This window comes from Achromobacter sp. 413638 (genome assembly GCF_043119405.1).
Taxonomy (GTDB): domain Bacteria; phylum Pseudomonadota; class Gammaproteobacteria; order Burkholderiales; family Burkholderiaceae_B; genus Achromobacter.
In genome coordinates, this window is sequence record NZ_JBICCO010000014.1 from 70,421 (window position 1) to 93,212 (window position 22,792).

Annotated in this window: 22 protein-coding genes; 12 read left to right on the plus strand and 10 right to left on the minus strand. The window is 69.1% G+C overall.

Translation table 11 applies throughout. The features are described from left to right. Position 1 precedes the first annotated feature (1 nt). The 7 genes from rocD to ACEU5R_RS08450 all read left to right on the plus strand — a co-directional run bounded on the left by rocD (position 2) and on the right by ACEU5R_RS08450 (position 6,707). Positions 2–1,207, plus strand: coding sequence for an ornithine--oxo-acid transaminase (gene rocD / locus ACEU5R_RS08420; RefSeq protein WP_103275634.1), 1,206 nt, complete (start codon positions 2–4; stop codon positions 1,205–1,207). Next, on the plus strand, positions 1,176–2,108 hold the full coding sequence (locus ACEU5R_RS08425) for an arginase (protein WP_392409813.1): 933 nt from the start codon (positions 1,176–1,178) through the stop codon (positions 2,106–2,108). The genes rocD and ACEU5R_RS08425 overlap by 32 nt, the downstream gene beginning before the upstream one ends. After that, positions 2,105–3,304, plus strand: coding sequence for an MFS transporter (locus ACEU5R_RS08430; RefSeq protein ID WP_392409814.1), 1,200 nt, complete (start codon positions 2,105–2,107; stop codon positions 3,302–3,304). The genes ACEU5R_RS08425 and ACEU5R_RS08430 overlap by 4 nt, the downstream gene beginning before the upstream one ends. After that, entirely contained in the window at positions 3,288–4,016 is a 729-nt protein-coding gene (locus ACEU5R_RS08435; protein ID WP_392409816.1) for a class I SAM-dependent methyltransferase, read from the plus strand. The genes ACEU5R_RS08430 and ACEU5R_RS08435 overlap by 17 nt, the downstream gene beginning before the upstream one ends. Then, the gene (locus tag ACEU5R_RS08440) at positions 4,013–5,353 is read left to right on the plus strand and encodes an NAD(P)/FAD-dependent oxidoreductase (protein ID WP_392409817.1); all 1,341 of its coding nucleotides are present in this window, start codon (positions 4,013–4,015) and stop codon (positions 5,351–5,353) included. The genes ACEU5R_RS08435 and ACEU5R_RS08440 overlap by 4 nt, the downstream gene beginning before the upstream one ends. After that, entirely contained in the window at positions 5,343–6,131 is a 789-nt protein-coding gene (locus ACEU5R_RS08445) for a pyrroline-5-carboxylate reductase family protein (RefSeq protein WP_392409818.1), read from the plus strand. Before ACEU5R_RS08440 ends, ACEU5R_RS08445 begins: the two co-directional genes overlap by 11 nt. 135 nt (positions 6,132–6,266) lie before the next feature. Then, positions 6,267–6,707 carry a VOC family protein gene (locus ACEU5R_RS08450; RefSeq protein WP_103275639.1) on the plus strand — a complete coding sequence of 147 codons (441 nt, stop codon included), beginning with the start codon at positions 6,267–6,269 and terminating at the stop codon, positions 6,705–6,707. A 67-nt stretch (positions 6,708–6,774) separates the two neighbouring features. Here ACEU5R_RS08450 and ACEU5R_RS08455 read toward each other — a convergent pair whose 3' ends face one another. Then, the gene (locus ACEU5R_RS08455) at positions 6,775–7,080 is read right to left on the minus strand and encodes a hypothetical protein (RefSeq protein ID WP_392409819.1); all 306 of its coding nucleotides are present in this window, start codon (positions 7,078–7,080) and stop codon (positions 6,775–6,777) included. A gap of 277 nt (positions 7,081–7,357) precedes the next feature. Between ACEU5R_RS08455 and ACEU5R_RS08460 the strand changes: the two genes are divergently transcribed. Continuing rightward, positions 7,358–9,556: a mechanosensitive ion channel family protein gene (locus ACEU5R_RS08460; protein ID WP_392409820.1), complete on the plus strand. Its 2,199-nt coding sequence runs from the start codon at positions 7,358–7,360 to the stop codon at positions 9,554–9,556. Between the two features lie 10 nt (positions 9,557–9,566). Here ACEU5R_RS08460 and ACEU5R_RS08465 read toward each other — a convergent pair whose 3' ends face one another. The 7 genes from ACEU5R_RS08465 to ACEU5R_RS08495 all read right to left on the minus strand — a co-directional run bounded on the left by ACEU5R_RS08465 (position 9,567) and on the right by ACEU5R_RS08495 (position 17,650). After that, positions 9,567–10,259, minus strand: a complete 693-nt coding sequence (locus tag ACEU5R_RS08465) for a winged helix-turn-helix domain-containing protein (RefSeq protein WP_392409821.1) — start codon at positions 10,257–10,259, stop codon at positions 9,567–9,569. 14 nt (positions 10,260–10,273) lie between these two features. Beyond that, on the minus strand, positions 10,274–10,906 hold the full coding sequence (locus ACEU5R_RS08470; RefSeq protein WP_392409822.1) for a hypothetical protein: 633 nt from the start codon (positions 10,904–10,906) through the stop codon (positions 10,274–10,276). 1 nt (position 10,907) lies between these two features. Further along, a complete protein-coding gene (locus ACEU5R_RS08475; RefSeq protein ID WP_392409823.1) occupies positions 10,908–11,645 on the minus strand; it encodes a TetR family transcriptional regulator in 738 nt (245 codons plus the stop codon). 16 nt (positions 11,646–11,661) lie between these two features. After that, positions 11,662–13,137, minus strand: coding sequence for an efflux transporter outer membrane subunit (locus tag ACEU5R_RS08480; protein WP_103275645.1), 1,476 nt, complete (start codon positions 13,135–13,137; stop codon positions 11,662–11,664). A 3-nt stretch (positions 13,138–13,140) separates the two neighbouring features. Continuing rightward, positions 13,141–13,317, minus strand: coding sequence for a hypothetical protein (locus ACEU5R_RS08485; RefSeq protein WP_158658486.1), 177 nt, complete (start codon positions 13,315–13,317; stop codon positions 13,141–13,143). Further along, positions 13,314–16,448 carry a multidrug efflux RND transporter permease subunit gene (locus ACEU5R_RS08490; protein WP_103275646.1) on the minus strand — a complete coding sequence of 1,045 codons (3,135 nt, stop codon included), beginning with the start codon at positions 16,446–16,448 and terminating at the stop codon, positions 13,314–13,316. The genes ACEU5R_RS08485 and ACEU5R_RS08490 overlap by 4 nt, the downstream gene beginning before the upstream one ends. A gap of 68 nt (positions 16,449–16,516) precedes the next feature. Further along, positions 16,517–17,650, minus strand: a complete 1,134-nt coding sequence (locus ACEU5R_RS08495; RefSeq protein ID WP_103276605.1) for an efflux RND transporter periplasmic adaptor subunit — start codon at positions 17,648–17,650, stop codon at positions 16,517–16,519. A gap of 210 nt (positions 17,651–17,860) precedes the next feature. Here ACEU5R_RS08495 and ACEU5R_RS08500 point away from each other — a divergent pair, with 210 nt between their 5' ends. The 4 genes from ACEU5R_RS08500 to ACEU5R_RS08515 all read left to right on the plus strand — a co-directional run bounded on the left by ACEU5R_RS08500 (position 17,861) and on the right by ACEU5R_RS08515 (position 21,907). Beyond that, positions 17,861–18,427 (plus strand): TetR/AcrR family transcriptional regulator, encoded by a 567-nt coding sequence (locus ACEU5R_RS08500; RefSeq protein ID WP_392409824.1) that lies wholly within the window; start codon positions 17,861–17,863, stop codon positions 18,425–18,427. Positions 18,428–18,561: 134 nt separating this feature from the next. Next, positions 18,562–19,938, plus strand: a complete 1,377-nt coding sequence (locus ACEU5R_RS08505; RefSeq protein ID WP_103275648.1) for an aspartate aminotransferase family protein — start codon at positions 18,562–18,564, stop codon at positions 19,936–19,938. Further along, the gene (locus ACEU5R_RS08510) at positions 19,938–20,999 is read left to right on the plus strand and encodes a peptidogalycan biosysnthesis protein (RefSeq protein WP_392409825.1); all 1,062 of its coding nucleotides are present in this window, start codon (positions 19,938–19,940) and stop codon (positions 20,997–20,999) included. Before ACEU5R_RS08505 ends, ACEU5R_RS08510 begins: the two co-directional genes overlap by 1 nt. Beyond that, on the plus strand, positions 20,984–21,907 hold the full coding sequence (locus ACEU5R_RS08515) for a hypothetical protein (protein ID WP_392409826.1): 924 nt from the start codon (positions 20,984–20,986) through the stop codon (positions 21,905–21,907). The genes ACEU5R_RS08510 and ACEU5R_RS08515 overlap by 16 nt, the downstream gene beginning before the upstream one ends. A 102-nt stretch (positions 21,908–22,009) precedes the next feature. Here the strand turns inward: ACEU5R_RS08515 and ACEU5R_RS08520 are convergent, their stop codons facing one another. Further along, on the minus strand, positions 22,010–22,426 hold the full coding sequence (locus ACEU5R_RS08520) for a multidrug efflux SMR transporter (RefSeq protein ID WP_103275651.1): 417 nt from the start codon (positions 22,424–22,426) through the stop codon (positions 22,010–22,012). Positions 22,427–22,430: 4 nt separating this feature from the next. Further along, positions 22,431–22,790 carry an EamA family transporter gene (locus tag ACEU5R_RS08525; protein WP_103275652.1) on the minus strand — a complete coding sequence of 120 codons (360 nt, stop codon included), beginning with the start codon at positions 22,788–22,790 and terminating at the stop codon, positions 22,431–22,433. Positions 22,791–22,792 lie beyond the last annotated feature (2 nt).

The window sequence follows — 22,792 nt, forward strand, 5'->3', positions numbered from 1 at the left end:
CGTGCGCCGCGCCGATCAATGCATCGCCCAGGAAAAGCGCTGGAGCGCGGACAACTACGCCAGCCTGCCCGTCGTCCTGTCCAGGGGCCTGGGCGCCGAAGCCTGGGACATTGAAGGCAAGCGTTACCTGGACTTCATGGGCGCCTACTCGGCCGCCAATCTCGGGCACTGCCATCCCCGTATCGTGCGAGCCCTGACCGAGCAGGCCTGCACGCTTGGCGTCGTCTCGCGGGCATTCCATAACGACAAGCTCGGGGCGTTCCTGCAGAAGGCCTGCGAAACCACCGGCATGGATCGCGCCCTGCCCATGAACTCCGGCGCCGAAGCGGTGGAAACCGCGTTGAAGGCCGCGCGGAAATGGGCCTACGAGGTCAAGGGCGTGCCCGACGGCAAGGCCGAGATCATCTGCTGCGCGCGCAATTTCCACGGCAGGACCACGGGCGTCATTTCCATGTCCTCTTCCGACCGGGCGCGCGCGGGCTACGGACCGTACCTGGGCGGATTCAGGAACATCCCGTTCGGCGACGCCGATGCGCTGGCGGCGGCCATCGGGCCACACACCGCGGCATTCCTGGTCGAGCCCATCCAGGGCGAGGCCGGCATCATCGTGCCGCCGCCGGGCTATCTGCGGGCATGCGCGGACCTGTGCCGCCGCCACAACGTGCTCTTCATCGCCGACGAGATACAGACCGGACTGGGACGCGCCGGCCACGTGCTCGCGTGCCAGGAGGACGATGCGCGTCCCGACGGCGTTGTGCTTGGCAAGGCGCTGGGCGGCGGCATGGTCCCGGTTTCCCTGTTCCTGGCGCGGCGCGACGTGATGGACGTGTTCCGCCCGGGAGACCACGGCAGCACGTTCGGCGGCTATCCTCTGGCGGCTGCGGTGGGCCACGAAGCGCTCTGTGTGATGGAAGACGAACAGCTTTGCCAACGGTCCCGGGAAACCGGCGGCGCGCTGAAGGCCGGCTTGCAGGCCGTCGCTGGCGACGCGCTGCGCGACGTGCGCGGCCGCGGCCTGATGATCGGCGTGGAGCTGGCCGGCGCCGACGCCCCCGCCGGGCGCCTGGCCCATGCGCTGCTCGAGCGCGGCGTGCTGTGCAAAAACGTGGATGAGCACACCATCCGCCTGGCCCCGCCCCTCAACATCCCCCCTGCCCTGGTCGAGGAATTTCTGCATGTCTTTGCCCATGAACTCACCCGTCTTTGACGCGCCCGCGCTGCGGATGCTGGCCTACGCCTGCGGCATCGCGGGCCAGTTCGCCGGCAGCCGCGATGGCCCATCGGTCTTCCGCGAGGCGCTGTCGACACTGCCGGCGCTCGCCCGCGACATCAGCTGGGACAGCTGGATCGAAGACAGCCGCCCCTTTTCCCAGATCGGCCCCCAGGAGGCCCTACGGGCCGTCACCGGCCTGGCCGCGGGCCTCGCGGCCGATGCTCGCGCCGCAGCCCTGCGCGGAGGCTTTCCAGTGCTGATCGGCGGCGACCACTCAGCCGCGGCCGGCTACTGGTCAGGCATCGCGCAGGCGCATCAGCCGCGCGGCGATATCGGACTGGTGTGGATAGACGCGCACATGGACAGCCACACGCCCTTCACCAGCCCCAATGGCTATGTACACGGCATGCCCCTGGCGGCATTGCTCGGCCATGGCGATCCGGGCCTGACGGGCCTGCTGTCGCCGCGTGCCAAGCTGCGCCCGGATCGCGTCTGCCTGATCGGGACCCGCGATTTCGAGCCGGAGGAAGCGGCCCTGCTGCGCACGCTGGACGTGCGCGTCTTCTATATGGGTGAGGTCCGGTCCCGAGGGCTGGAACGCGTTCTGGACGACGCGCTGGAGATCGTCGGACGCGCGCCCGCCGGCTTCGGCGTCACACTGGACCTGGACGGCATCGAACCCGGCGATGCCCCCGGGGTCAGCACGCCTTCCCCGAACGGGCTGCGCAGCGACGCGCTGCTTCCCGGCCTTCGCCGCCTGCTGCGCGACCGCCGCTGCGTGGGCCTGGAAATTTCGGAGTTCAATCCTTCCGAGGACAAGGATGGACGCACGCTGGACTTCATGCTGGCCGTGGTAGCGAACCTTGTGCGCGACAGAGCGGCGGGCGCGTCATGAAGATCTCGCTTCCGCTGGGCATCGCCCTGGTGATGATGGGCACGCACGGCTATGGCCTGTTTCTGTTCGGCGCCATCTTGCCCACGCTGCAGGCCCGCCATGGTTTTGACTACACCTTTGCCGGCATGGCCTCGGCCACGCTCAATACTGCCTACATGACGGGCGCGTTGCTGCTCGGCGCCTTCGGCCGCCGCCTGCCGGCGAAACGCTGGTTCGTGCTGTCGGTATCGTGCTGCGCGATGCTGCTGGCGCTGCTGCCGCTGGCTCCCGGTCCGTATGCCATGCTGGCGGCGTTCATCCCGCTGGGCATGGCTTCCGCCGTCAGTTGGAGCAGCGCGGTGGGCTTCGTGAACGGGCTGGCGAGGATCCAGCGGCGCGCGCTGATACTGACGCTGGGCGCCAGCGGCGGATCATGGGGCATGCTGACGATCGGCCTGATGACCGGATACGGCACGAAGTTGATGCCGCCGGACTGGTTCTGGAGTGTAGGCGCGGCCTTCACCCTGGTGGGATTGGCTGTGCTGCTGCCGCTGATGAAGGAGGAAGCCGCCAGCGCATCCGCGCGCGCGGCGCCCGCCACGCCCCCCGTGCCACGCTGGGCCGGCAGGCAGCCGCGCGTGGCCAGCCTGGCCATCGCCCTGTCCGGCCTGCTGGGTGCCACGGCCGTGCCGTTCACCACCTACCTGAGCGCCTATCTCACCAATGAAATCGGGCGGCCGGAGGCCGTGTCCAGCGCGGTCTGGCAAGTGCTGGGCATTACCGGCGCGCTGTCAGGCCTCTGCATCGGCAGCTTTGCCGACCGTTACGACTACCGCAAGATCATCGCCGTCATATTCCTGGCGTTCGCCGTGGCCTGCGCCTTCCTTTCCTTCGCACCCAGTTCCTCCTACATCTCGCTGGCCGGCATCGGACACGGCATCGCGCTGAATCCGTTCTGGGGCCTGATCGCGGCGTACATCAGCTTTTTCTTCGCGCCCGCCGAAACGATGCGCATCGACGCGATGGGCCTGGCGGCCTTCGGCCTGGCCAGCGGCCTGGCCAATTGGTCGATCGGCACCTGGGCCGACAACGGCGGCTCGCTGGGCGCGGTATACGCCGTCCTAGCCGCCGGGACCGTGGCCATGGCCGGCCTGCTGACGACCGCTCCCAATCCTGATCGAACCAAGACGGAAGCCTCCCATGAACGAACAGTTTGAGCTGAGCGCCCGCTATTACGACGCCTTCTACAGCCAGCGCCCGTACCGCGACGATGTCGCGGCGCTGCAGGCGCTGATTGCCCGGCACTGCCCGCGGGCGGACCGCGTGCTGGACGTGGCCTGCGGCAGCCACGAGCACGGCCTGCACTTCGATCCGCGCTATCAGGTCGACGGGCTGGACAACAACGCGACCTTCCTGGAGATCGCTCGGCGCAAGACCGCCGGACGCCCCCGGCCCGGCGCCTACCACCTGCACTCCATGGAGGACTTCTCGCTCGACGCCTCCTACGACGCCATCGTCTGCCTGTTCAGCTCCATCGGCTACCTGCCCGACGCGGATGCCCTGCGCCGGACGATGCACACCTTCAGCGATCACCTGGCGCCGGGCGGCGTCATCGTGGTGGAGCCCTGGCTCTCGGCCCAGCAGCTCGGCGCGTTCCAGTCCTCCCAGCTGGTCTGCGCGGACGGCCTGGAAATCGCCCGCATCGCGCGCCACCGCGTGGACGGCGACAAGCTGACCTTGTGGCTGCACTACCTGGCCGGCGGGCCGGACGATGTGCGCTACTTCGTCGAAGAGCATCGGATGAGCCTGTTCTCGAACGAGGACTACCGCGACGCCTTCGAACACGCCGGCCTCGAATGCGTCTTCGATCCGGTCGGTCTGTCGTCACGCCGCGGGCTCTATGTGTGCCGCCAGCGGGACGGCGCATGAGCGCCGTCGTGACGGCCTTGCCCGGCGAAACGGGTCTCAGCGCCTGGGACGCCTGTTTCCGCCCGCAGCGCCTGTTTCCCAGCCTGGAACGGGACGAGTCCTGTGATTTCCTGGTGATCGGAGCGGGCTACGCAGGCCTGTCGGCGGCGCGCGCGCTGCGGCTGGACCAGCCCGGCGCCCGCATCATCGTGCTGGAGGCCTTGCGCGTCGGGCAAGGCGCCGCCGGGCGCAATGCCGGCTTCATGATCGACGTCACCCACGACCTGGGCTCCGACGACTACGCCGGTGAAGCCCATGCCGACCGGCAGACGATGCGCGAGAACCGCCTTGCCATCGATTTCGCCCTGGCGGCGGCGGCCGATTACGACTTCGAGCAAGGCATCATGGTCCGGAGCGGCAAGATCAACGCGGCTTGCTCCGAGCGCAGCCTGGCGCTGGCCAGGCGCTACGCGGCCCATCTGCGCAAGCTGGGTGAACCCTGCACCGAACTGGACGGCGACGATCTCGCCCGGATCACGGGAAGTCCGTACTACACAGGCGGCGTGCATACACCCGGCACGGTCATGATCCAGCCGGCCGCCTACATCAAGAGCCTGGCGCTCGGCCTGTGGCGCGATGGCGTGCGCGTGCTGGAATGCACGCCGGTGCTGGCGCTGGAGTACGTGCCCGGCCTCGCCGCGCGCACGGCGGCGGGGACGATCCGCGCCGGCAGGATCATCCTGGCTACCAACGGTCATGTGCGCGCCTTCGGCCACTACCGACGCCAGCTGATGGACATCACCACCTTCGCGTCCATCACGGCGCCGCTATCCGCCGGCCAGGCGCGCGCGCTGGGCGGCGAGGCGGCCTGGTCCCTCACGCCCGCCGCGCCGCACGGCTCCACCGTGCGGCGGGTGCGCGGCGCCCTCTACGGCGGCGACCGACTCTTTTTCCGCAGCCTGTTCAAGGCCACGGGGCTAGGAGCGGCCTCCGCCAGGCTGCTGGCCCGCGCGCAGCGGGAACACCGCATCGGCATCCAACGCCGCTATCCCGTCCTGAAGGATGTGACGCTGTCACACTCCTGGGCGGGGCGGCTATGCCTGTCCACCAACGCCGGCTCCGCGGTGGCCGAGGTCGAGACCGGGGTCGTCACCGCCTGCTGCCAGAACGGACTGGGTACGGTGCGAGGCACATTCAACGGCATGCTGGCGGCGCGCATCACGCTGGGCCTGCCCACGGACGGGCTGGCGCCGGGCGGTTGGCGCCAGCCCGCCCGCGTCCCGCCGCAGCCGCTGTTGCGGCCGGCGCTGAATGCCTACCTGTCCTGGAAGCGCCATGAGGATGCCCATGAATGCTGACACCGACGCCCCCCTGGGCATCCTGGGCGTGGGCCAGCTCGCCGCCCATCTGGTCAAGGGACTGCGCCGCGCCGGCGTCGACCGCCCCATCCTGCTTCTGCCCAGGAGCCGCGGCATCGCCCTCGAACTGACGCGGGACTGGGGCTGCGAGATCGCGCCCGACAAGGCCGGGCTGGCATCCCGCTGCCGGCAGATCATCCTGGCCTGCCGGCCGGCGGACCTGCCTGGCGCGGCGGCGGACCTGCCGCTGACCGCCCGCCACCTGGTCCTGTCCGCCGTGGCCGCCGCCAGCGTCGCCGACCTTGCCGCCCTGCTAGGCGGCGACGTCTCCGTGCGGCGCTTCATGCCCGGCATTTCGGTCGAGGCCGGCGTGGGCGCGATTCCGCTCTATCCCGGCGACACGCGGGCGCAAGCCTTGCTGTCCGCGCTGGGTCAGGTCATCGTCGCCGCCGATGAGGCCGCGTTCGACGCGTTGACGGCCGCCACCTGCGCGCACGGATGGTTCTACTCGTTGTTCGACAGCCTGATCAGCGGCCTGGAGGCGCAGGGCCTTGCGCCGGAGGCGGCGCGGACCGCCGTGCTGCATCACGCGCGCGGCGCCGCCGAACTGTGCCTGGCCAGGCCGGACCTGCGGCCGCGCGCGATCTCCCGGGACGTCGCCGCGCCGGGCAGCTATACCGCCGCCGGCCTGCGCTACCTGGAAGACGGCGGCGTCCACGCGCGCCTGCGCATCGCGCTAGAATCCGTCCTGCGCGCGCTACGCCGGCCCCGGCCGTGACCGCTGGCCATCCAGATCTTTCCCCCCGATCCGCCGACAAGCCGTCATGAACGGAACGTGACCCGGATGCCTGCGGGGCGGGGTCGACGTCCCCGCGTGGTTCAATGGCAGCGCTGATGCAAGGAGACAGCCGTCATGACCGAACGATGCCGCGCCCGCATGGTGCCCGAACTGCTGGTGAGCGACCTGTCGCGCAGCCTGGCGTTCTGGATGGATCTATGTGGATTTGAAATCGTCTACCGCCGGGAAGATGAAGGCTTCGTCTACCTGGATCTGGAAGGCGCGCAATTCATGCTGGAGGAAGTGCGCGGCGACGACAACTGGATCACCGCGCCGCTGGAAGGGCCGCGCGGCCGTGGCATCAACTTCGAGATCACGGTGCGAGCGGTCGAACCGCTGCTGGAGCGCCTGGCCGCCGCAGGCTGGCCTCTGTATCGGGAACAGCAGGAGCGCTGGTACCGCAGCGATGCGATTGAAATCGGCGTGCGCCAGTTCCTGGTCCAGGATCCGGACGGCTATCTGTTGCGATTCTCGCAGCGGATCGGCGAACGGCCGGCTCACCGGCCGACCAGCTAGCGGCCACGGGAAACCGGCGGCCTGCCTGAAGACGGCGGGGCCAGACCTGTCCCCGCCGCAAGCTCCCTCAGAAGCCTTGCGCCAGCGCCTTGGCGGTATCGCCGGCCGACTTGCCCTGATTGACCGCGTCGGTCAGTTCCGTGACGAACCAGGGCAGCACCAGCTTGGTGCCGCTATCCGACAGCCCGATGCGCAAGCCTTCCCGCGAAGCGGCCGGCGCGGCCGCGCCTTGCGGCGCGTCGTCGGTCCGCACCACGACGGGCTTGGGCGTGTCCGGGGGAACCTCGGGCGCGACGGGCGCGGCCGAGACGGCCGCCGTCGCGCAGAGCAAGGCGGCGACGGCAAGGGTCTGCATACGATGTAAGGTCGGCATGATGGGCATCCTCTGTAAGCGGGAGAAGTCGGCCGCGACCGCCCGCGTTCCCGCGCGCCCCGGCCATGACTGAGCGCATTGTGCGTCCGGCCCCGGCGCATTTGTGCGGGAGACTTGTGTTCATCTGTGAAGATCTGTGGGGCGCGGCGGCGTCGGCCCGCCGCCGCCTTTTTCCAAGCCTGGGCTTGGCATTGTCCGGCGCGCGGGCCGGAGCCGCCCTTGCGGCCCATCCAATACTCCGATAAAACCTGTCCCTATCATCAATACGGAAGCAATCGTGCGCGCCTGGACCCGTTCCGCCCTCTTACACTGCCTGTCGCTGTTCCTGTTCGTCCTGGGCCTGAACCTCGCCACGACCGCCTCCGCCGCCCTGCCCGGCCCGCTGGGCGCGCTGACCGGAGCCAGCGCCGAAAAACCGGTCGACAACGCGCAACTGAAGCAATCGCTCGACCAGGTCATCCAGACGCTGGAAAACGACAAGACGCGCACGGAACTGCTGAACCGCCTGAAGCAATTGCGCGACGCCACCAAGCAGGATACGCAGACAGCCCAGGGCGGCATCCTCGCCTTCATTCGGGAAGCCGCCGAAAGCCTGGAGAAACAGCTCGACGGCCCCAACAGCCCGGTGGCGCGCTGGAGCACGCTGTACCGGCAGGCGCGGACCGAGATCACAACCGGCCTGCCCGCCTGGCGCGAATGGCCGTCGCTGATCCGGGACTTCCTGATCGTCACGGCGATCTGGGCGGGCCTGGCGCTGGGCCTGCGCTGGATCACCCGACGCCTGGGACGCCGCCGCGAGGCAGCCAGTACTCCGCCCAGCCGGTCGCAGCCCAGGCAGCTGCTGTGGATGGCGGCGGTGCAGCTGGCGCCCTGGGCCATCGCCTTCGTGATCACGCTGTACCTGTCCGTCGCCATGCCCGATTCCGTGGGACAGCTCGGCGCGCTGGTGCTGGCCTATGTGCTGCTGGCCGGCGCGCTGTTCTCGTCGCTGTCGCTGATCTGCCTGACGCTGCTGGACGGCCCGCACCGCACCCGGGCGCTGGACATCCTGCACCGGCGCGCGCTGCCGCCGCTGTGGCTGATCGGCAGCCTGGCCGCGCTGGGCGATTCGCTGCACGATCCGGAAATCATGAGCGTGTTCGGGCCCGGCGTCTCGCAATTCGCGGGCCTGCTGGCCAACGTGACGGCGGCGCTCCTGAGCGCGCTGTTCGTGCTGCGCTTTCGACGCCCCATCACCCACCTGATCCGCAACCAGCCGCGCGAGCGCCGCGCCACGCGCCACGGCCTGCAGGAGCTGCTGCGGCTGATCGGACCGCTGTGGTTCGTGCCGTTCCTGCTGCTGGTGGGCATCTCGCTGGTCAGCACGGTGGCGGCCGCCGACGACAGCGGCCAGGTCATGCGCCGGGCCCTGCTGTGCGCGCTGGTGGCGATCGTGGGCATGGCCGTCGGCGGCGTCATCCGCCGCGCCTATGCGCGCGGCGGCCGCGACGGCAACCGGCGCATGGCCTACCGGGGGCAGCTCAGGTATTTCGGCTACACCCTGCTCTACATCGCCAACCTGCTGCTGTTCGTGGAAATCGGCCTGCGCGTGCTGGGCATGTCGCTGGCCGGCCTGATGGAGGGCGGCGGTTCGCAATTCGGCCCGCGCGCGGCCAGCTTCGTCGGCACCATGCTGGTGGCCTGGCTGATCTGGATCCTGACGGACACTGCCTTGCAGCACGCCCTGGGCACCAGCGGCAAGAACCGCGCCAATGTCCGCGCGCTGACCATGCTGCCGCTGATCCGCAACACCATCATGGCGACCATCGCCGTGATCGCCATCATCGTGGCGCTGGCCAACATGGGCATGAACGTCACGCCGCTGCTGGCCGGCGCCGGCGTCATCGGCCTGGCCATCGGCTTCGGCGCGCAGTCGCTGGTCACGGACCTGATCACGGGCCTGTTCATCATCATCGAGAACTCCCTGTCCATCGACGACTACGTGGATGTGGGCAACCACCTGGGCACGGTCGAGGGGCTGACCATCCGCACCGTGCGACTGCGCGACCTGGACGGCGTGGTGCACACGATTCCGTTCAGCCAGATCAAGACCATCAAGAACTACTCGCGCGAGTTCGGCTACGCCATGTTCCGCTGGCCGGTGCCGGCCACCATGCTGATCGACGACGCCGTGGCCCTGGTCCGCGAAGTGGCGGCGGAGCTGCGCGGCGACCCCACGATCTATCCCTTCATCTGGTCGCCCATGGAACTGCAGGGCGTGGAGAGCTTCGACAACGGCCAGGCCGTGCTGCGCTTCCGCTTCAAGACCGCGCCGCTGCGGCAATGGGAAGTGCAGCGCGCCTTCAATCTGCGGCTGCGCCGCCGGCTGGACCAGGCCGGGCTGGAACCGTCGATGCCGCGCCTGAACGTGCAGCTGTCGCGGATGCGCCAGTCCCGCAATCCCGAGCGGGACGAGGCGTCGGACAAGCCGGCCTGACGTCCCGGGCTCAGCCGCCTTCGATCTCCGGCACGAACAGATAGCCCTCGCCCCGGATCGTCTTGATGCGGGACGAGGCATGCCAGTCCGCTTCCAGCTTGCGGCGCAGCCGGCTCACCCAGGCGTCGATGTTGCTGCGCTGGTCGGAATTGCTGATGCCGCGCAGCCGCAGCATCAGCGCTTGCCGGGACAGCACCCTGCCCGCTTCGCTCGCCAGCGCCCAGAGCACCTCGAATTCCATCGTGGTCAGGGCCACCTCGGCGCCGCGCTGCCAGGCCAGGCGTTGCTCGCAGTCGATGACCAGTTCGCCGAATGCCAGCCGATGCGGCGCCAGCGGCGACCGATTGCGCCGGCGCAACAGCGCGCGTATCCGCGCCAGCAGCACATGTGGCGACACGGGCCTCACCACATAGTCGTCGGCGCCCGCGTCCAGGGCCTGGACTTGCGCCTGGCCGTTGCGGATATCGGAGAGCATCAGGATCGGCACGGCCGAGAGGGCGCGCAGATCGCGGCAGACTTTCAGCCCATCCCGGCCGGGCGGCGACGCGTCCAGCACCACGATCTCGGCGCAATGCCGACGAAACGCCTGGACGGCCAGATCGCCGCGCCTGACCTGCGCCGGGTCGAAATCGTGCTGCGCGAGAAACGCCGCCATCCGGTCGGACTGCGTCAGGTCGCCGGCGATGAGCAGGATCTTGGCCATGGGAAAGTCCGTCGTCAGTGCAGGGCGTCGGCCGCCGGCGGGTCGAGCTGCCGCTTGAGCGCGACGCTGGATCCGGCGTCATAACCGGGCCACGGCGCGAAAACCTCGCGATAGTGCCGTCCCAGCAGCACCGACGTGGGGCAGCGATACTCGGCAACGTCGTCATCCAGGCGCACCAGCAGCACATCGCCCACGCAGGCCCGCTGCTCGCCGGCCAGGGCGGGCGCGACCTTGCGCGTGGCGCTCGGGTCGCGGAAGAAGGTCGCATGGTCCACGACGGCCAGGCAGACATAGACGCCGGCGATCGCCCCCAGCCACAAGCGCCCCGTGCCCGGCGCGGCGCGGCGGCGCCCGCCCGCGGCAAAGGTCGGGCGCCGCAGCGAGGCCGCCAGGAGCAGGACGCTCAACGCGCCGGCAACGAAATACGCCAGGGGAGCCCGGTTTCCCGTATCCGGGAGCAGCCCGCCCCAGGCCGGCGGCCCGATCACCTCGGCGCCGAGCAGCAGCCCCGACAGGGCCGCCGCGCCCGCCAGCGCATGGCCGGCTCCCAGGCATATCGAGCGGCGGTCCAGACGCCCGCCCACGTGGCGCACGGCGGCCGCGATGTTCACGTAGATCAGCAGGTAGCTTGCGGTGAGGAACAGCATGTCAGCGCGGCGCCGTGCCGGGCGCCGCCCTGGCGCCGCCAAAGAAGGTACGTCTCACGACCGGCTTGCGCCGGCCCGCGCCCGCGCCATTGGCCGGAGGCGCCGCGTCGTCGGCCGGGTCCGGCCGTGCGATCAGCGCATGCAGCACCCGCAGCGAACGCGCGTACCGCGGCCTGGCGGCCACGCCGCTGCGGTAAGGCGTCGCCACGCAGCTGGCGGCCGCTCCCAGCCACCAGGCGGCCAGCAGCCGGGCGCACTCGTGGCCGTCCAGGCCCTGGCGCAGTTCGCCCGCCGCCTCGGCCCGCCGCAGCAGCCCGCGCAGCAGGCGGAACTCGCGCAGTCCCAGGGCCAGCGTCTCGCGGCGTATGCCCGCGTAGTCATCCGCATAGTCATAGGCCCAGGCCAGGATGCCGAAGACGTTCCGGGCATGCGGGTCGCCCTGCAGCGCCTCCATCCAGCGCTGCGCGCAGGCCAGCAGCGCGGGGACGACGGGTCCCGGCGCCAGCGCGAGACGCCGCAGGTCCTGCAGCAGCGGCAGGCGCCCCCGGGCCAGGACCGCCCTCAGCAGTTCGGCCTTGCCACGGAAGTGATAGCTCGCCGCGCCGCGCGACCAGCCGGCCTGCGCCGCGATCGACTCCACCGAGGCGTGGGCGCCGCCCCGCAGGCGGAAGCCGCTTTCGGCGGCATCGAGCACCGCATCGCGCGTCGCGCCGGCTTCGCCCTGCTTGCGTCTGGCCATGTGCGGCTCCCTTGTCTCAACGCCGAGTTGCGGCCTGCGCCACCACGTCGTCGTTCCCGCCGCGCCAGCCGCCGCCCAGGGCGCGGAACAGCGAGGCCAGCGCGGCCTGGCGTTCCGTGCGGACCTCGATCAGCGCGATCTGGTTGGCGAAGTCGCTGCGCTGCGCGTCCAGGTAGCGCAGATAGTTGTCCACGCCGCCGCGATAGCGCGCCTCGGACAGGGCCAGCGCCGCCTGGCTGCTGGCGGCCTGCGCGCGCTGCGCGTCTTCCTGCCGGCGCAACGTGTCGGTGGCCGCCAGCGCGTCCATGACTTCGCGGAACGCGGTCTGGATGGACTGTTCGTACTCGGCCACCGCCATGTCCTTGCGCAGCTTGGCCAGGTCCAGATTCGCCAGGTTGCGGCCGGCGTCGAAGATCGGCAGCGTGACCTGCGGCGCGAAGGACCAGGCGCGCTGGCCGCCCTTGAACAGATCCGACAGGTCCGAACTGGCGCTGCCGAACATGCCGGTCAGCGAAATGCGCGGGAAGAAGGCGGCGCGCGCGGCGCCGATGTCGGCGTTGCGTGCCTTCAGGCGATGCTCGGCGGCCAGGATGTCCGGCCGGTTGGCCAGCATCTCGGACGGCGTGCCCGCCGCCAGCTGCTGCACCAGCATGGGCGTGGCGCCCTCGTGCGGCGCCAGATACGGGCTCATGTCGCTGACGCCGGCCAGCAGCGTCAGCGCGTTGGTGGACTGGCGGAACTCGCGCTCCATGCGCGCCAGGTCGGCGCGGGCCTGCTCGGTCAGTCCCCTGGCCTGTTCCAGGTCCAGCGCGCTGCCGATGCCTTCGGCGCGGCGCCGCTCGATCAGCTGCAGCGACTGCTCGCGCGAGGCCAGCGTCCGTTCGGTGTGCAGGCCGCGTTCCCTGGCGCTTTCACGCGCGAGGTAGGCATCTATCACTTCCGCGATCAGGCTGATGCGGGCGCTGCGCGCGCCGCTCTCGGTGGCCAGATACTCTTCCAGCGCGGCTTCCGACAGGCTGCGCACGCGCCCGAACAGGTCCAGCTCGAAAGCGGTAACGCCCAGGCCGGCGCGCCACTCGCTCTGCACGCCCGCCCTGCCGCTCGGGTTCAGATCGGCGGGATTGTGCTGGCGCGTGCCGCTGGCCTGCGCGCCGATGGTCGGCAGCCGGTCGGCGCGCTGCACGCGGTACATGGCGCGGGCCGCCTCGACGTTGAGCAGCGTCTTGCGCAGGTCCCGGTTGTTGGCCAGCGCCGTCTCGATCAGCCCGCGCAGCGACGGGTCGGTCACGAAGTCGCGCCATTCCAGCGTGGCGGCCGACGGGCCGGCATCGGACGCGGCGGCCGCCTGGCCGTCCACGCTCCATTGCTGCGCGATGGGCGCGGCCGGGCGTTCGTAGGTGGGCGCCATGGCGCAGCCCGACAGCGCGGCCAGGACCGCCGCCGCCGCGACCAGCGGCTTGAAACGCCGATAAAGATCTTGCAGGGAATTCATCGTTCACTTTCCTTGATTCGTCGTGGGGTGGCCCGCCGTGGCCGGCGCCTCGCGGCGCGCGGTCAGCGCATACCCGCCGGCGCACAGCGCCGCCAGGCCCAGCGCGCTAAGCACGGCGGCCATCGCGAAGCCGCCGGCGTCGCTGGCGTTCAACATGGAGAAGACGCTCATGAACTTCATGCCTTGCCCTCCGTGGCCGCGACCGCGTCCGCCTTGGACTTGCGGCCCTTGGCCAGCGACAGCGTCCAGACGAAGAACACCGGCACGAACAGCACGCCCAGGAAGGTGGCGCTGAGCATGCCGCCCAGCACGCCGGTGCCGATGGCGCGCTGGCTGGTGGCGCCGGCGCCAGTGGCGATGACCAGCGGCACCACGCCCAGGATGAAGGCGACCGAGGTCATCACGATGGGGCGGAAGCGCAGGCGCGCGGCCTCGATCGCGGCTTCCTTCAGCGAACGGCCCTGCTCGTGCAGATCCTTGGCGAACTCGATGATCAGGATCGCGTTCTTGGCGGCCAGGCCGATGATGGTGACCAGGCCCACCTTGAAGTACACGTCGTTGGGCATGCCGGCCACGATCACCGCCGCCACCGCGCCCAGCGCGCCCACCGGCACGATCAGCAGCACGGACGCGGGAATCTTCCAGCTTTCGTACAGCGCGACCAGCACCAGGAACACCACCAGCAGCGCCAGCGCCAGCAGCATGGGCGCCTGCGAGCCCGTGGCCTTTTCCTGGAACGACAGGCCGGTCCATTCGTAGCCGATGCCCGGGGGCAGTTCGCCGATCAGGCGCTCGACTTCCTTCATCGCCACGCCCGTGCTGCCACCGGCCGCCGCATCGCCGATCAGCTTGATGCTGGGGTAGCCGTTGTAGCGGATCAGCTGGATCGGCGCGTGCTTCCAGCCGATTTCACTGAAGGACTCCATCGGCACCAGTTCGCCGGCGCGGTTGCGCACGTTGAGCTTGGCCACCGATTCCGGCGTGGTGCGGCTTTCAGGCTGGGCCTGCACGATCACGCGCTGCATGCGGCCCTTGTTGGGGAACTCGTTGATCAGCGCCGAGCCGAAGGCGGTGGACAGCGCCGAGTTGATGGCGTCGAACGGCACGCCCAGGGCCTCGGCCTTGTTGCGGTCGATGCGCAGGTCCAGCGCCGGCGCGTCGGACAGCCCCTCGACCATCATGTACGAGAAGATCTGCGGGTTCTCGAACACCTTCTTGATCAGGGTTTCGGTGGCCGACAGCAGGGCCTCGCGGCCCAGGCCGGCGCGGTCCTGCAGGCGCAGCGCGAAGCCCGAGGAGTTGCCCATGCCTTCGACCGAGGGCGGCACCACCGAGAACAGCGTGCCATCGGGAACCAGCGCCAGGTTCTGGTTGGCCTGGTCGGCCTCGGCCATGGCCGATTCATTCTTGTCGCGCTTGGCCCAGTCCTTGAACATCACGAAGCCCAGGCCGGCGTTCTGGCCCTGGCCGGAGAAGCTGAAGCCCTGCACCGTCAGCACATCCGAAACGGCCGGGCGCGTGCCCAGGTACTGCTCCAGGTGCTGGGTCGTTTCCAGCGTGCGCGACAGCGTGGCGCCCGGCGGCAGCTGCACGTCGGTGTTCATGTAGCCCTGGTCCTCGGTCGGCAGGAAGGCCGACGGCAGGCTCGTGTAGACATAGCCCAGCCCGCCCACCAGCGCGGCGTACAGCAGCATCATGCGGCCGGTGCGTGCGAGCAGGCGCGCGTTGGTGGCCGAATAGCGGTCGGTCATGCGGGCGAACACGCGGTTGAACCAGCCGAAGAAGCCCTTCTTCTCGTGATGACCCTTTTCAATGGGCTTGAGCAGCAGGATGCTGAGCGCCGGCGTCAGGGTCAGCGCCAGGAAGCCCGAGAACAGGATGGACACAGCCAGCGACACCGAGAACTGGCGGTAGATCACGCCCACCGAGCCGGTCATGAAGGCTAGCGGCAGGAACACGGCGGCCAGCACCAGCGTGATGCCGACGATAGCGCCGCTGATCTGGCCCATGGCCTTGATGGTGGCGTCCTTCGGCGACAGGCCTTCCTCGGCCATGATGCGCTCGACGTTCTCGACCACCACGATGGCGTCGTCCACCAGGATGCCGATCGCCAGCACCATGCCGAACATGGTCATCATGTTGACGGAGAAGCCCAACGGCAGCATCACCGCCAGCGTGCCCAACAGGCAGATCGGCACCACGATGGTGGGAATCAGCGTATAGCGCAGGTTCTGCAGGAACAGCAGCATCACCAGGAACACCAGGACGACGGCCTCGGCCAGCGTCATCAGCACCTTGGAGATGGCCACCTTCACGAAGATGGAGGTGTCGAACGGCACGCTGTACGACACGTCGCTGGGAAAATTCTTCGACAGCTCGGCCAGGCGGGTCTTGATGCCCTGGGCGGTTTCCAGCGCGTTGGCGCCGGGCGCCAACTGCACGCCCATGGCGGCGGCCGGCTGGCCGTTCAGGCGGCTGGACATGCGGTAGTCCTGGCGTCCCATCTCGACGCGGGCGACGTCGCCCAGGCGCACGGTGGAGCCGTCCGGATTGGCGCGCAGCACGATGGCCTCGAATTCCGGAATGCTGCTGAGCTGGCCCTCGACCATGATGCTCGCGGTGATTTCCTGCTCGGACGGGCTGGGCTGCTCGCCGGTGGAGCCGCCGGAAACCTGCATGTTCTGCGCGGCGATGGCCTTGTTGACCTCGTCGACCGACAGGCCGTAACCGACCAGCTTGGCCGGATCGATCCAGATGCGCAACGCGCGCTCGGCCGCGAACATCTGCACCCGGCCCACGCCCGGCACGCGCCGGATTTCATTGTTGATGTTGCGGGCCGCGTAGTCGGCCAGGCCGACCTGGTCCTTGCCCGCGTCCTTGTACGTCAGCGCGTAGATCAGCAGGAAGCTGGAGCTGGCCTGTTCCAGTTGCAGACCCTGCTGGACCACGGCCTGCGGCAGGCGCGATTCCACCCGCTTGATGCGGTTCTGCACATCCACCTGCGCCAGGTCGGGGTTGGTGCCCGGCTCGAAGGTGACGGTGGTTTCGGCGACGCCGGCGCTGTTGCTCTGCGACTCGTAGTAGAGCAGGCCCTTGGCGCCGTTCAGTTCTTCCTCGATGAGGCTGATGACGGTGTTGTTGATGACCTCGGCGGACGCGCCCGGATAGGTCGCCTTGATGATGACCTGGGGCGGCGCGACGCTGGGGTACTGCGCCACCGGCAGCGAGGAAATGGCGAGCAGGCCCGCCAGGGCGATGAAGATCGCGATCACCAACGCGAAGTTGGGCCGCTTGATGAAGAAATTCGGCATGATGGAATCCGTCTGGGCTCAGGGCTGCCGCGGCGCGGGATGCGGGGTGGCGCGCGGGGCGGTCGCGCTCATTGCGCGGCTTGCTGGGCGGGCGCCTGGGCGCCGGCCGCTTGCACGCGCAGCGGCGTGCCGGGCGGGATCTTGGCGGCGCCGTCGACGATGACCTGGTCGCCCGCGGCCAGTCCCTGCGTGATCTGCCATTCCGATCCCTGCATGGCGCCGGTCTGCACCGGACGCTCCTGCGCCTTGCCGTCGGCCGCGACCAGCACCTTGGCCTGTCCGTCGGCGCCGCGCATGACGGCGCGCTGCGGCACGAAGATGGCGTTGCTCTGCACGCCCTGCTCGGCGCTGACGCGCACGTACATGCCCGGCAGCAGCAGTCCGTCGGGATTGCTGAACTGGCCGCGCAGCATCACCTGGCCCGTGCCCGGATCCACCGAAACGTCGGAGAACAGCAGCTTGCCCTTGGCCGTGTAGCCGGTGCCGTCGACGCGCACGCTGACCGCCGGCTCGGCCTGCGCCCCGGCCGCCGCCTCGCGCAGCTTGAGCAGCGCGTTGACGGGCTGGCGGAAGTCGGCATAGACCGGATCGAGCTGCTGGATCAGCGCCATGGGCGTGGATTCGCCCTGGCCCACCAGACTGCCCTCGGTCACCAGGCCCCGGCCGATGCGGCCCGAGATCGGCGCGCGCACGCTGGCATAGCCCAGGTCGAGCTGGGCGGTCTTGACGTCGGCCTGCGCCGACACCTGGTTGGCCTTGGCGGTCTGCAGGGCGGCGACGGCGTCGTCGTATTCCTGGCGGCTGACGGCCGCGATCTTCACCAGCGGCTGGTAGCGGTCGGCCAGCGCCTGGGCCTGGCGGACCTGGGCCTGGGCCCGCGCCAGCGCGCCCTGCGCCCGGGCCAGCGCGGCTTCGAACGGGGCCGGCTCGATCGTGAACAGCAGGTCGCCTTCCTTGACGGTCGCGCCTTCCTCGAAGTGGCGCTTCTGGACGATGCCCGCCACCCGGGCGCGCACCTCGGCCACGCGCACCGGCGAGATCCGGCCCGGCAGGTCGGCCAGGATGGCCTGGGATCGCGGCGCGACGACGAGCGGGGCCACGTCGATGGTCTGGTCTTGCGCCGCCTGGGGGTCCTGGCCGCCGCATCCGGCGAGCAAGGCGGTCAGGCTTAGGGCCGCTGCACTGGCTCTGAACTGGGTCATGTTGTCCTCTGGCATTCCGATGCCGCCCCGGGATTGAGGCGATTCAGGACTGTATGATATTGATCAGAACAAAATGAGTCAACTTAGATTCAAATTAATTTTTGTGAACTCATTTAATTCGTAGTAGACTGGAAACCATCGATTTTTACAGTTAGCTGAATCCAGTCAGATTCATTAGGATCTGACCCTGTTTTTTATCCGGAGAAATCCATGTCCGACCCCCTAGACGACAAGCTGGCGCGCGCGCTGGCGCTGTCGATCGCGCAGCAACCCAGGGCCAGCCTGCAACAGCTGGCGCGCGCCGCCGGGATCAGCAAGGCCACGCTGTACCGCATCTCCCCCACCCGCGAAGACGTCATCGAGCTGTTGATGACCCGGGCCATCCAGCACCTGCAGGACGCGCTGGCCCGCGCCGACCTGCACACGCCGCCCTATCCGGACGCGCTGCAACGGCTGACCGACGTGGTCGTGCAAGGCCGCGAGTACTACGTGTTCTGGAATCACGCCGAATGGGTGCGCATGATCGACGCCAGGACCGAAACGGCCGACCTGCCCCTGCCCTCGTTCTACGGACAGACGCTGGAAACCTTCTTCCTGAACGGCCAGAAGGCCGGCGCCTTCCGGATCGATGTGCCGGCCCTGTGGCTGGTGCGGGCCTACGACTACCTGCTGTACGCGGCGATGGACGCGGTGCAGCGCGGCGAGATCGCGCCGCTGGGCATGGGCGCCATGGTGCAGAAACTGTTCCTGGAAGGGGCCACGGACGTCCGCGGCTGACGCGCATGGTGGAGCGTTCATGACGGTCCGGTTGCAGACCGGGCCGCGCTCCACACTCCTTCCACAATTCCTCGACAGTCGAGCAACCTTGGGCGCGCACACTCGCTCCGCGACTTTTACGGAGATCCGCGTCCATGTCCATCGATACCGCCAGCCTGCTGGCAGATGAAGCCCGCTATTGTTCGTTCGGCGATACGGTGCATTACGTCAACCCGCCCAAGATTTTCACGGGCTGCGAAGGCAGCTACATGTACGACGACGCCGGCACCGCGTATCTGGACCTGCAGATGTGGTACTCGGCCGTGAACTTCGGCTACAAGAACAAGCGCCTCGAACAGAAGATGATCGAGCAGCTGCAGTCCTTGCCGCAGGTCGCCAGCCAGTACCTGCACCCGACCAAGATCGAGCTGGCCAAGTTCATCGCGCAAGATGCGGAAAAGAAGTGGGGCCACACGGGCCGCGTGCACTTCAACGTGGGCGGCGCCCAGGCCATCGAGGATTCGCTCAAGGTCGTGCGCAACGCCAGCGGCGGCAAGAGCCTGATGTTCGCCTTCGAGGGCGGCTACCACGGCCGCACGCTGGGCGCCTCCAGCATCACCTCCAGCTACCGCTATCGCCGCCGCTACGGCCACTTCGGCGACCGCGCGCAGTTCATCCCCTTTCCCTACCCGTTCCGCCGCCCCAAGGGCATGACGGCCGAGGAATACTCGGATTCCATCGTCAAGGAATTCGCGCGCAAGTTCGAGAACGAATACCACGCCATCTGGGACCCCAAGACCAACCAGTGCGAGTACGCGGCCTTCTACGTCGAGCCCATCCAGGGCACGGGCGGCTACGTCGTGCCGCCGCCGAATTTCTTCAAGGGCCTGAAGAAGGTGCTGGACGATCACGGCGTGCTGCTGGTGGTCGATGAGATCCAGATGGGCTTCTGGCGCACCGGCACGCTGTGGTCGGTCGAGAACTTCGGCGTCAAGCCGGACGTGCTGGTCTTCGCCAAGGCGCTGACCAACGGCCTGAACGCGCTGTCGGGCCTGTGGGCGCGCGAAGAACTGATCAACCCGACCCTGTTCCCGCCGGGCTCCACGCACTCCACCTTCGCCTCCAACCCGCTGGGCACGGCCCTGGGCCTGGAAGTCATGAAGATGACGCACGAGATGGACTTCGGCCGCCAGGTGCGCGAGTCGGGCGCCTACTTCCTGGAAGGCCTGCGCGACCTGCAGAAGCGTCACCGCGAAATCGGCGACGTCGACGGCCTGGGCCTGGCGCTGCGCGCCGAGATCTGCACCGAGGACGGCTTCACGCCCAACAAGGCGCTGCTGGACAAGATGGTCGACATCGGCCTGGCCGGCGACCTGGACTTCCAGGGCGGCAAGCGCGGCCTGGTGCTGGACGTGGGCGGCTACTACAAGAACGTGATCACGTTCGCGCCGTCGCTCATGATCAGCCGTTCGGAAATCGACGAGGCCATGGCCCTGCTCGACCAGCTGATCTCGCGGGCCAAGCGGGCCTGATGCCGGGGCAGTCACTGCGCAACGCACTCGAGCCGGCTGCCCTGCTCGAGTGCTTCCTGGCGCATCCCCCGGAAGGCTTCAAGATCATCGAAGGCCTGCCGCTGCCGGCCTTCGCCGCGCCGTTCGATCTGCTGACGACGGCCGACGACGACTTCAAGACGCGTATCCGCGGCCTGCCGGGCCACGGCTGGTGGTCGCGCTGGCTCACGCTGCGCGCCGCCTTCATCGGCACCACGGTCAGCGAGTACGCCTTGCTGCCGGCCGCCGCCGATCCCGATGCGCTGGCGCGGACGCTGCGCCAGGGGCCGGGCAGGCAATACGCCCTGACCATCTTCAAGGATCTGCCGCTGCGCTCGCCGCTGCTGTCCGAGGCCGACAACGCGCTGGCCGACCAGGTCGTCCAGGCCTGCACGGAACAGGGCTTCGTGGTGCTGGACGGCCAGGCGCTGGCCTACGTGCCCATCGACTTCGCCGACGGCGACGCGTATCTGGACCGCCTGCCCAAAGACGCGCGCCGCTACCTGAAGCGCAAGCTGCGCAGCCGCGAGCAGATCGCGGTGCGGCGCGTGCCCACGGGCGAGGCCTACGCCGACGATGCCCGCGTGGACGCGTACTATGCGCTGTACGAGCAGGTCTACGCCCAGAGCGAAATCCATTTCGACCGCCTGACGCGGCCCTACTTCGCGGCGCTGCTGCGCGACGGCGGCAGCGGCGGCATCGTGTTCGAATACCGGCATGCCGAGACCGGCCAGATGCTGGGCTGGAACCTCTGCTTCGACGACGGCGAACGGCTGACCGACAAGTACATCGGTCTCTCGTATCCGGCCTCACGCGAGATGAACCTGTATTTCGTGAGCTGGATGGTCAACCTGGAATACGCGCTGGAACGCGGGCTGCGGCACTACATCGCCGGCTGGACCGATCCCGGCGTCAAGGCGCTGCTGGGCGCCCGCTTCACCGCCACGCGCCACGTGGTCTATGTGCGCAATCCGCTGCTGCGGGCCGTGGCCCGGCGTTTTTCCAGCCGCTTCACCACGGACAGCCAATGGATCACCAAGTAGAACAATCCGCCCTGCGCCACCCGCCCGTCGTGCTGGACACCGACAGTTCCGTCGGCGCCCTGCCCGGCGAGATCCGGCTGGCGCTGAACGACGACTGGCGCGAGGCGATCCGCTTCGGCTGCCGCCAGGGCGTGCTGCGATCCTGCATTCGCAACCTGACCAGCCGCATGCCGGCCCCCGCCGACCACGGCACCGTCTTCATGGGCAGCGGCGACTTCCATCACCTGAGCTGGCCGCTGATCGAGCGCTGCGCGGCGGGGCGCGCCCCCGCCAGCCTGCGCGTGGTGGTGCTGGACAACCATCCCGACAACATGCGCTTTCCCTGGGGCGTGCATTGCGGCTCCTGGGTGCGCCGCGTCGCGCGGCTGCCGCAGGTGGCGCACGTGCACGTCATCGGCATCACTTCCGGCGACCTGGGCGCCGCGCATGCCTGGGAACACAACCTGGGTTCCGTCTGGAGCGGCAAGGTCACGTACTGGAGCACCGGCGTCGATACGCGCTGGTCGCGCTGGCTGGGCCTGGGGCCGCGCTTTCGCAGCTTCCCCGACCGCGCGACGCTGGTGGAGGCGGCCCGCCAGGAGCTGGCGGCCAGGCCGATGGATACCTATTTCAGCATCGACAAGGATGCGTTCTCGGCCGACGAGGTGCGCACCAACTGGGACCAGGGCGTGCTGCTGCGCGCCGACCTGAAGACGCTGGCGCAGGCCTTGCATGGCCAGATCGTCGGCAGCGATGTCACCGGCGATGTCTCGGTCTGGCACTACCGGACCGCGTGGAAGCGCTGGCTCAGCGCCGCCGACGGCCAGGACACCGCGCACCAGGACAGGGAACTGCCGCAATGGCAGGCGCGCCAGAACGCGTTCAACTGGCAGATCGTCGAATTGCTGGACGCGGCGCGCGCGCGCTGAAACCGTCTTGTGTCCGCGCCCGCCATGGGGCGGCGCGGCGCCCGCGGGCCGGACCGCCCGGCCGGGCAAGCGGCGGCGGGCCATGCCCGCCGCGCGCGACCGTCAGGCGCCGTGTTGCGCCGGCTGCCCCGCATGCTCGATCTTCGGCACCGTCGAGGACTCGCTGACCGCCAGGCAGCAGATGCCGCCCAGGATGAGCACCGTGCCGAGGATCTGCGGCCAGCCGATGGGCTCGCCGAACCATACCGCCGAAATCACCAGCACCGCGACGATCTCCAGATACGAGGCGGCGAAGGCCGGCCCGATGGGCGCGTGCTTGAGCAGCACCATCCACGTGAAGAATGCACCCAGGTAGCCGATGAAGGCGCCGTAGATCCAGGGCTGGCCGAACACGCGCAGCAGCCACGCCGGCGAGAATTCCAGCGGCAGCGCATGCTCGCCCGCCACCTTGAAGCTGATCTGCGCCAAGGTGTCGAACGCCATCAGCGCCAGGAAACCGATCAGATAGAAACGCCGCATTGCCTTACCCCTTCAATCCCACGATGCCCACGCCCAGCGACACCAGCAGGATGCCCAGCACCCGCAAGGGCGTGAGCCGCTCGCGGAAGAACACCCGGCCCAGCAGCATGACGACCACGATGCTGATCGATCCCAGCAGCACGCCGTCCGACAGCGGCACCAGGGAGATGAACGCCAGCCACAGGACGAATTCCAGCACGTAGCAGCCTATGCCCAGCCACAGCCAGGGCCGGCGCGCCATCCGGCGCCAGCGGCCCGCGCCCTCGCCCAGCTTCGGATCGACCGCGGCGGCCTTGAAGATCAGCTGGCCCACGCTGTCGAACAGCAGGTTCAGGATCCACAGCGTCACCACCAGCGGTGTCATTG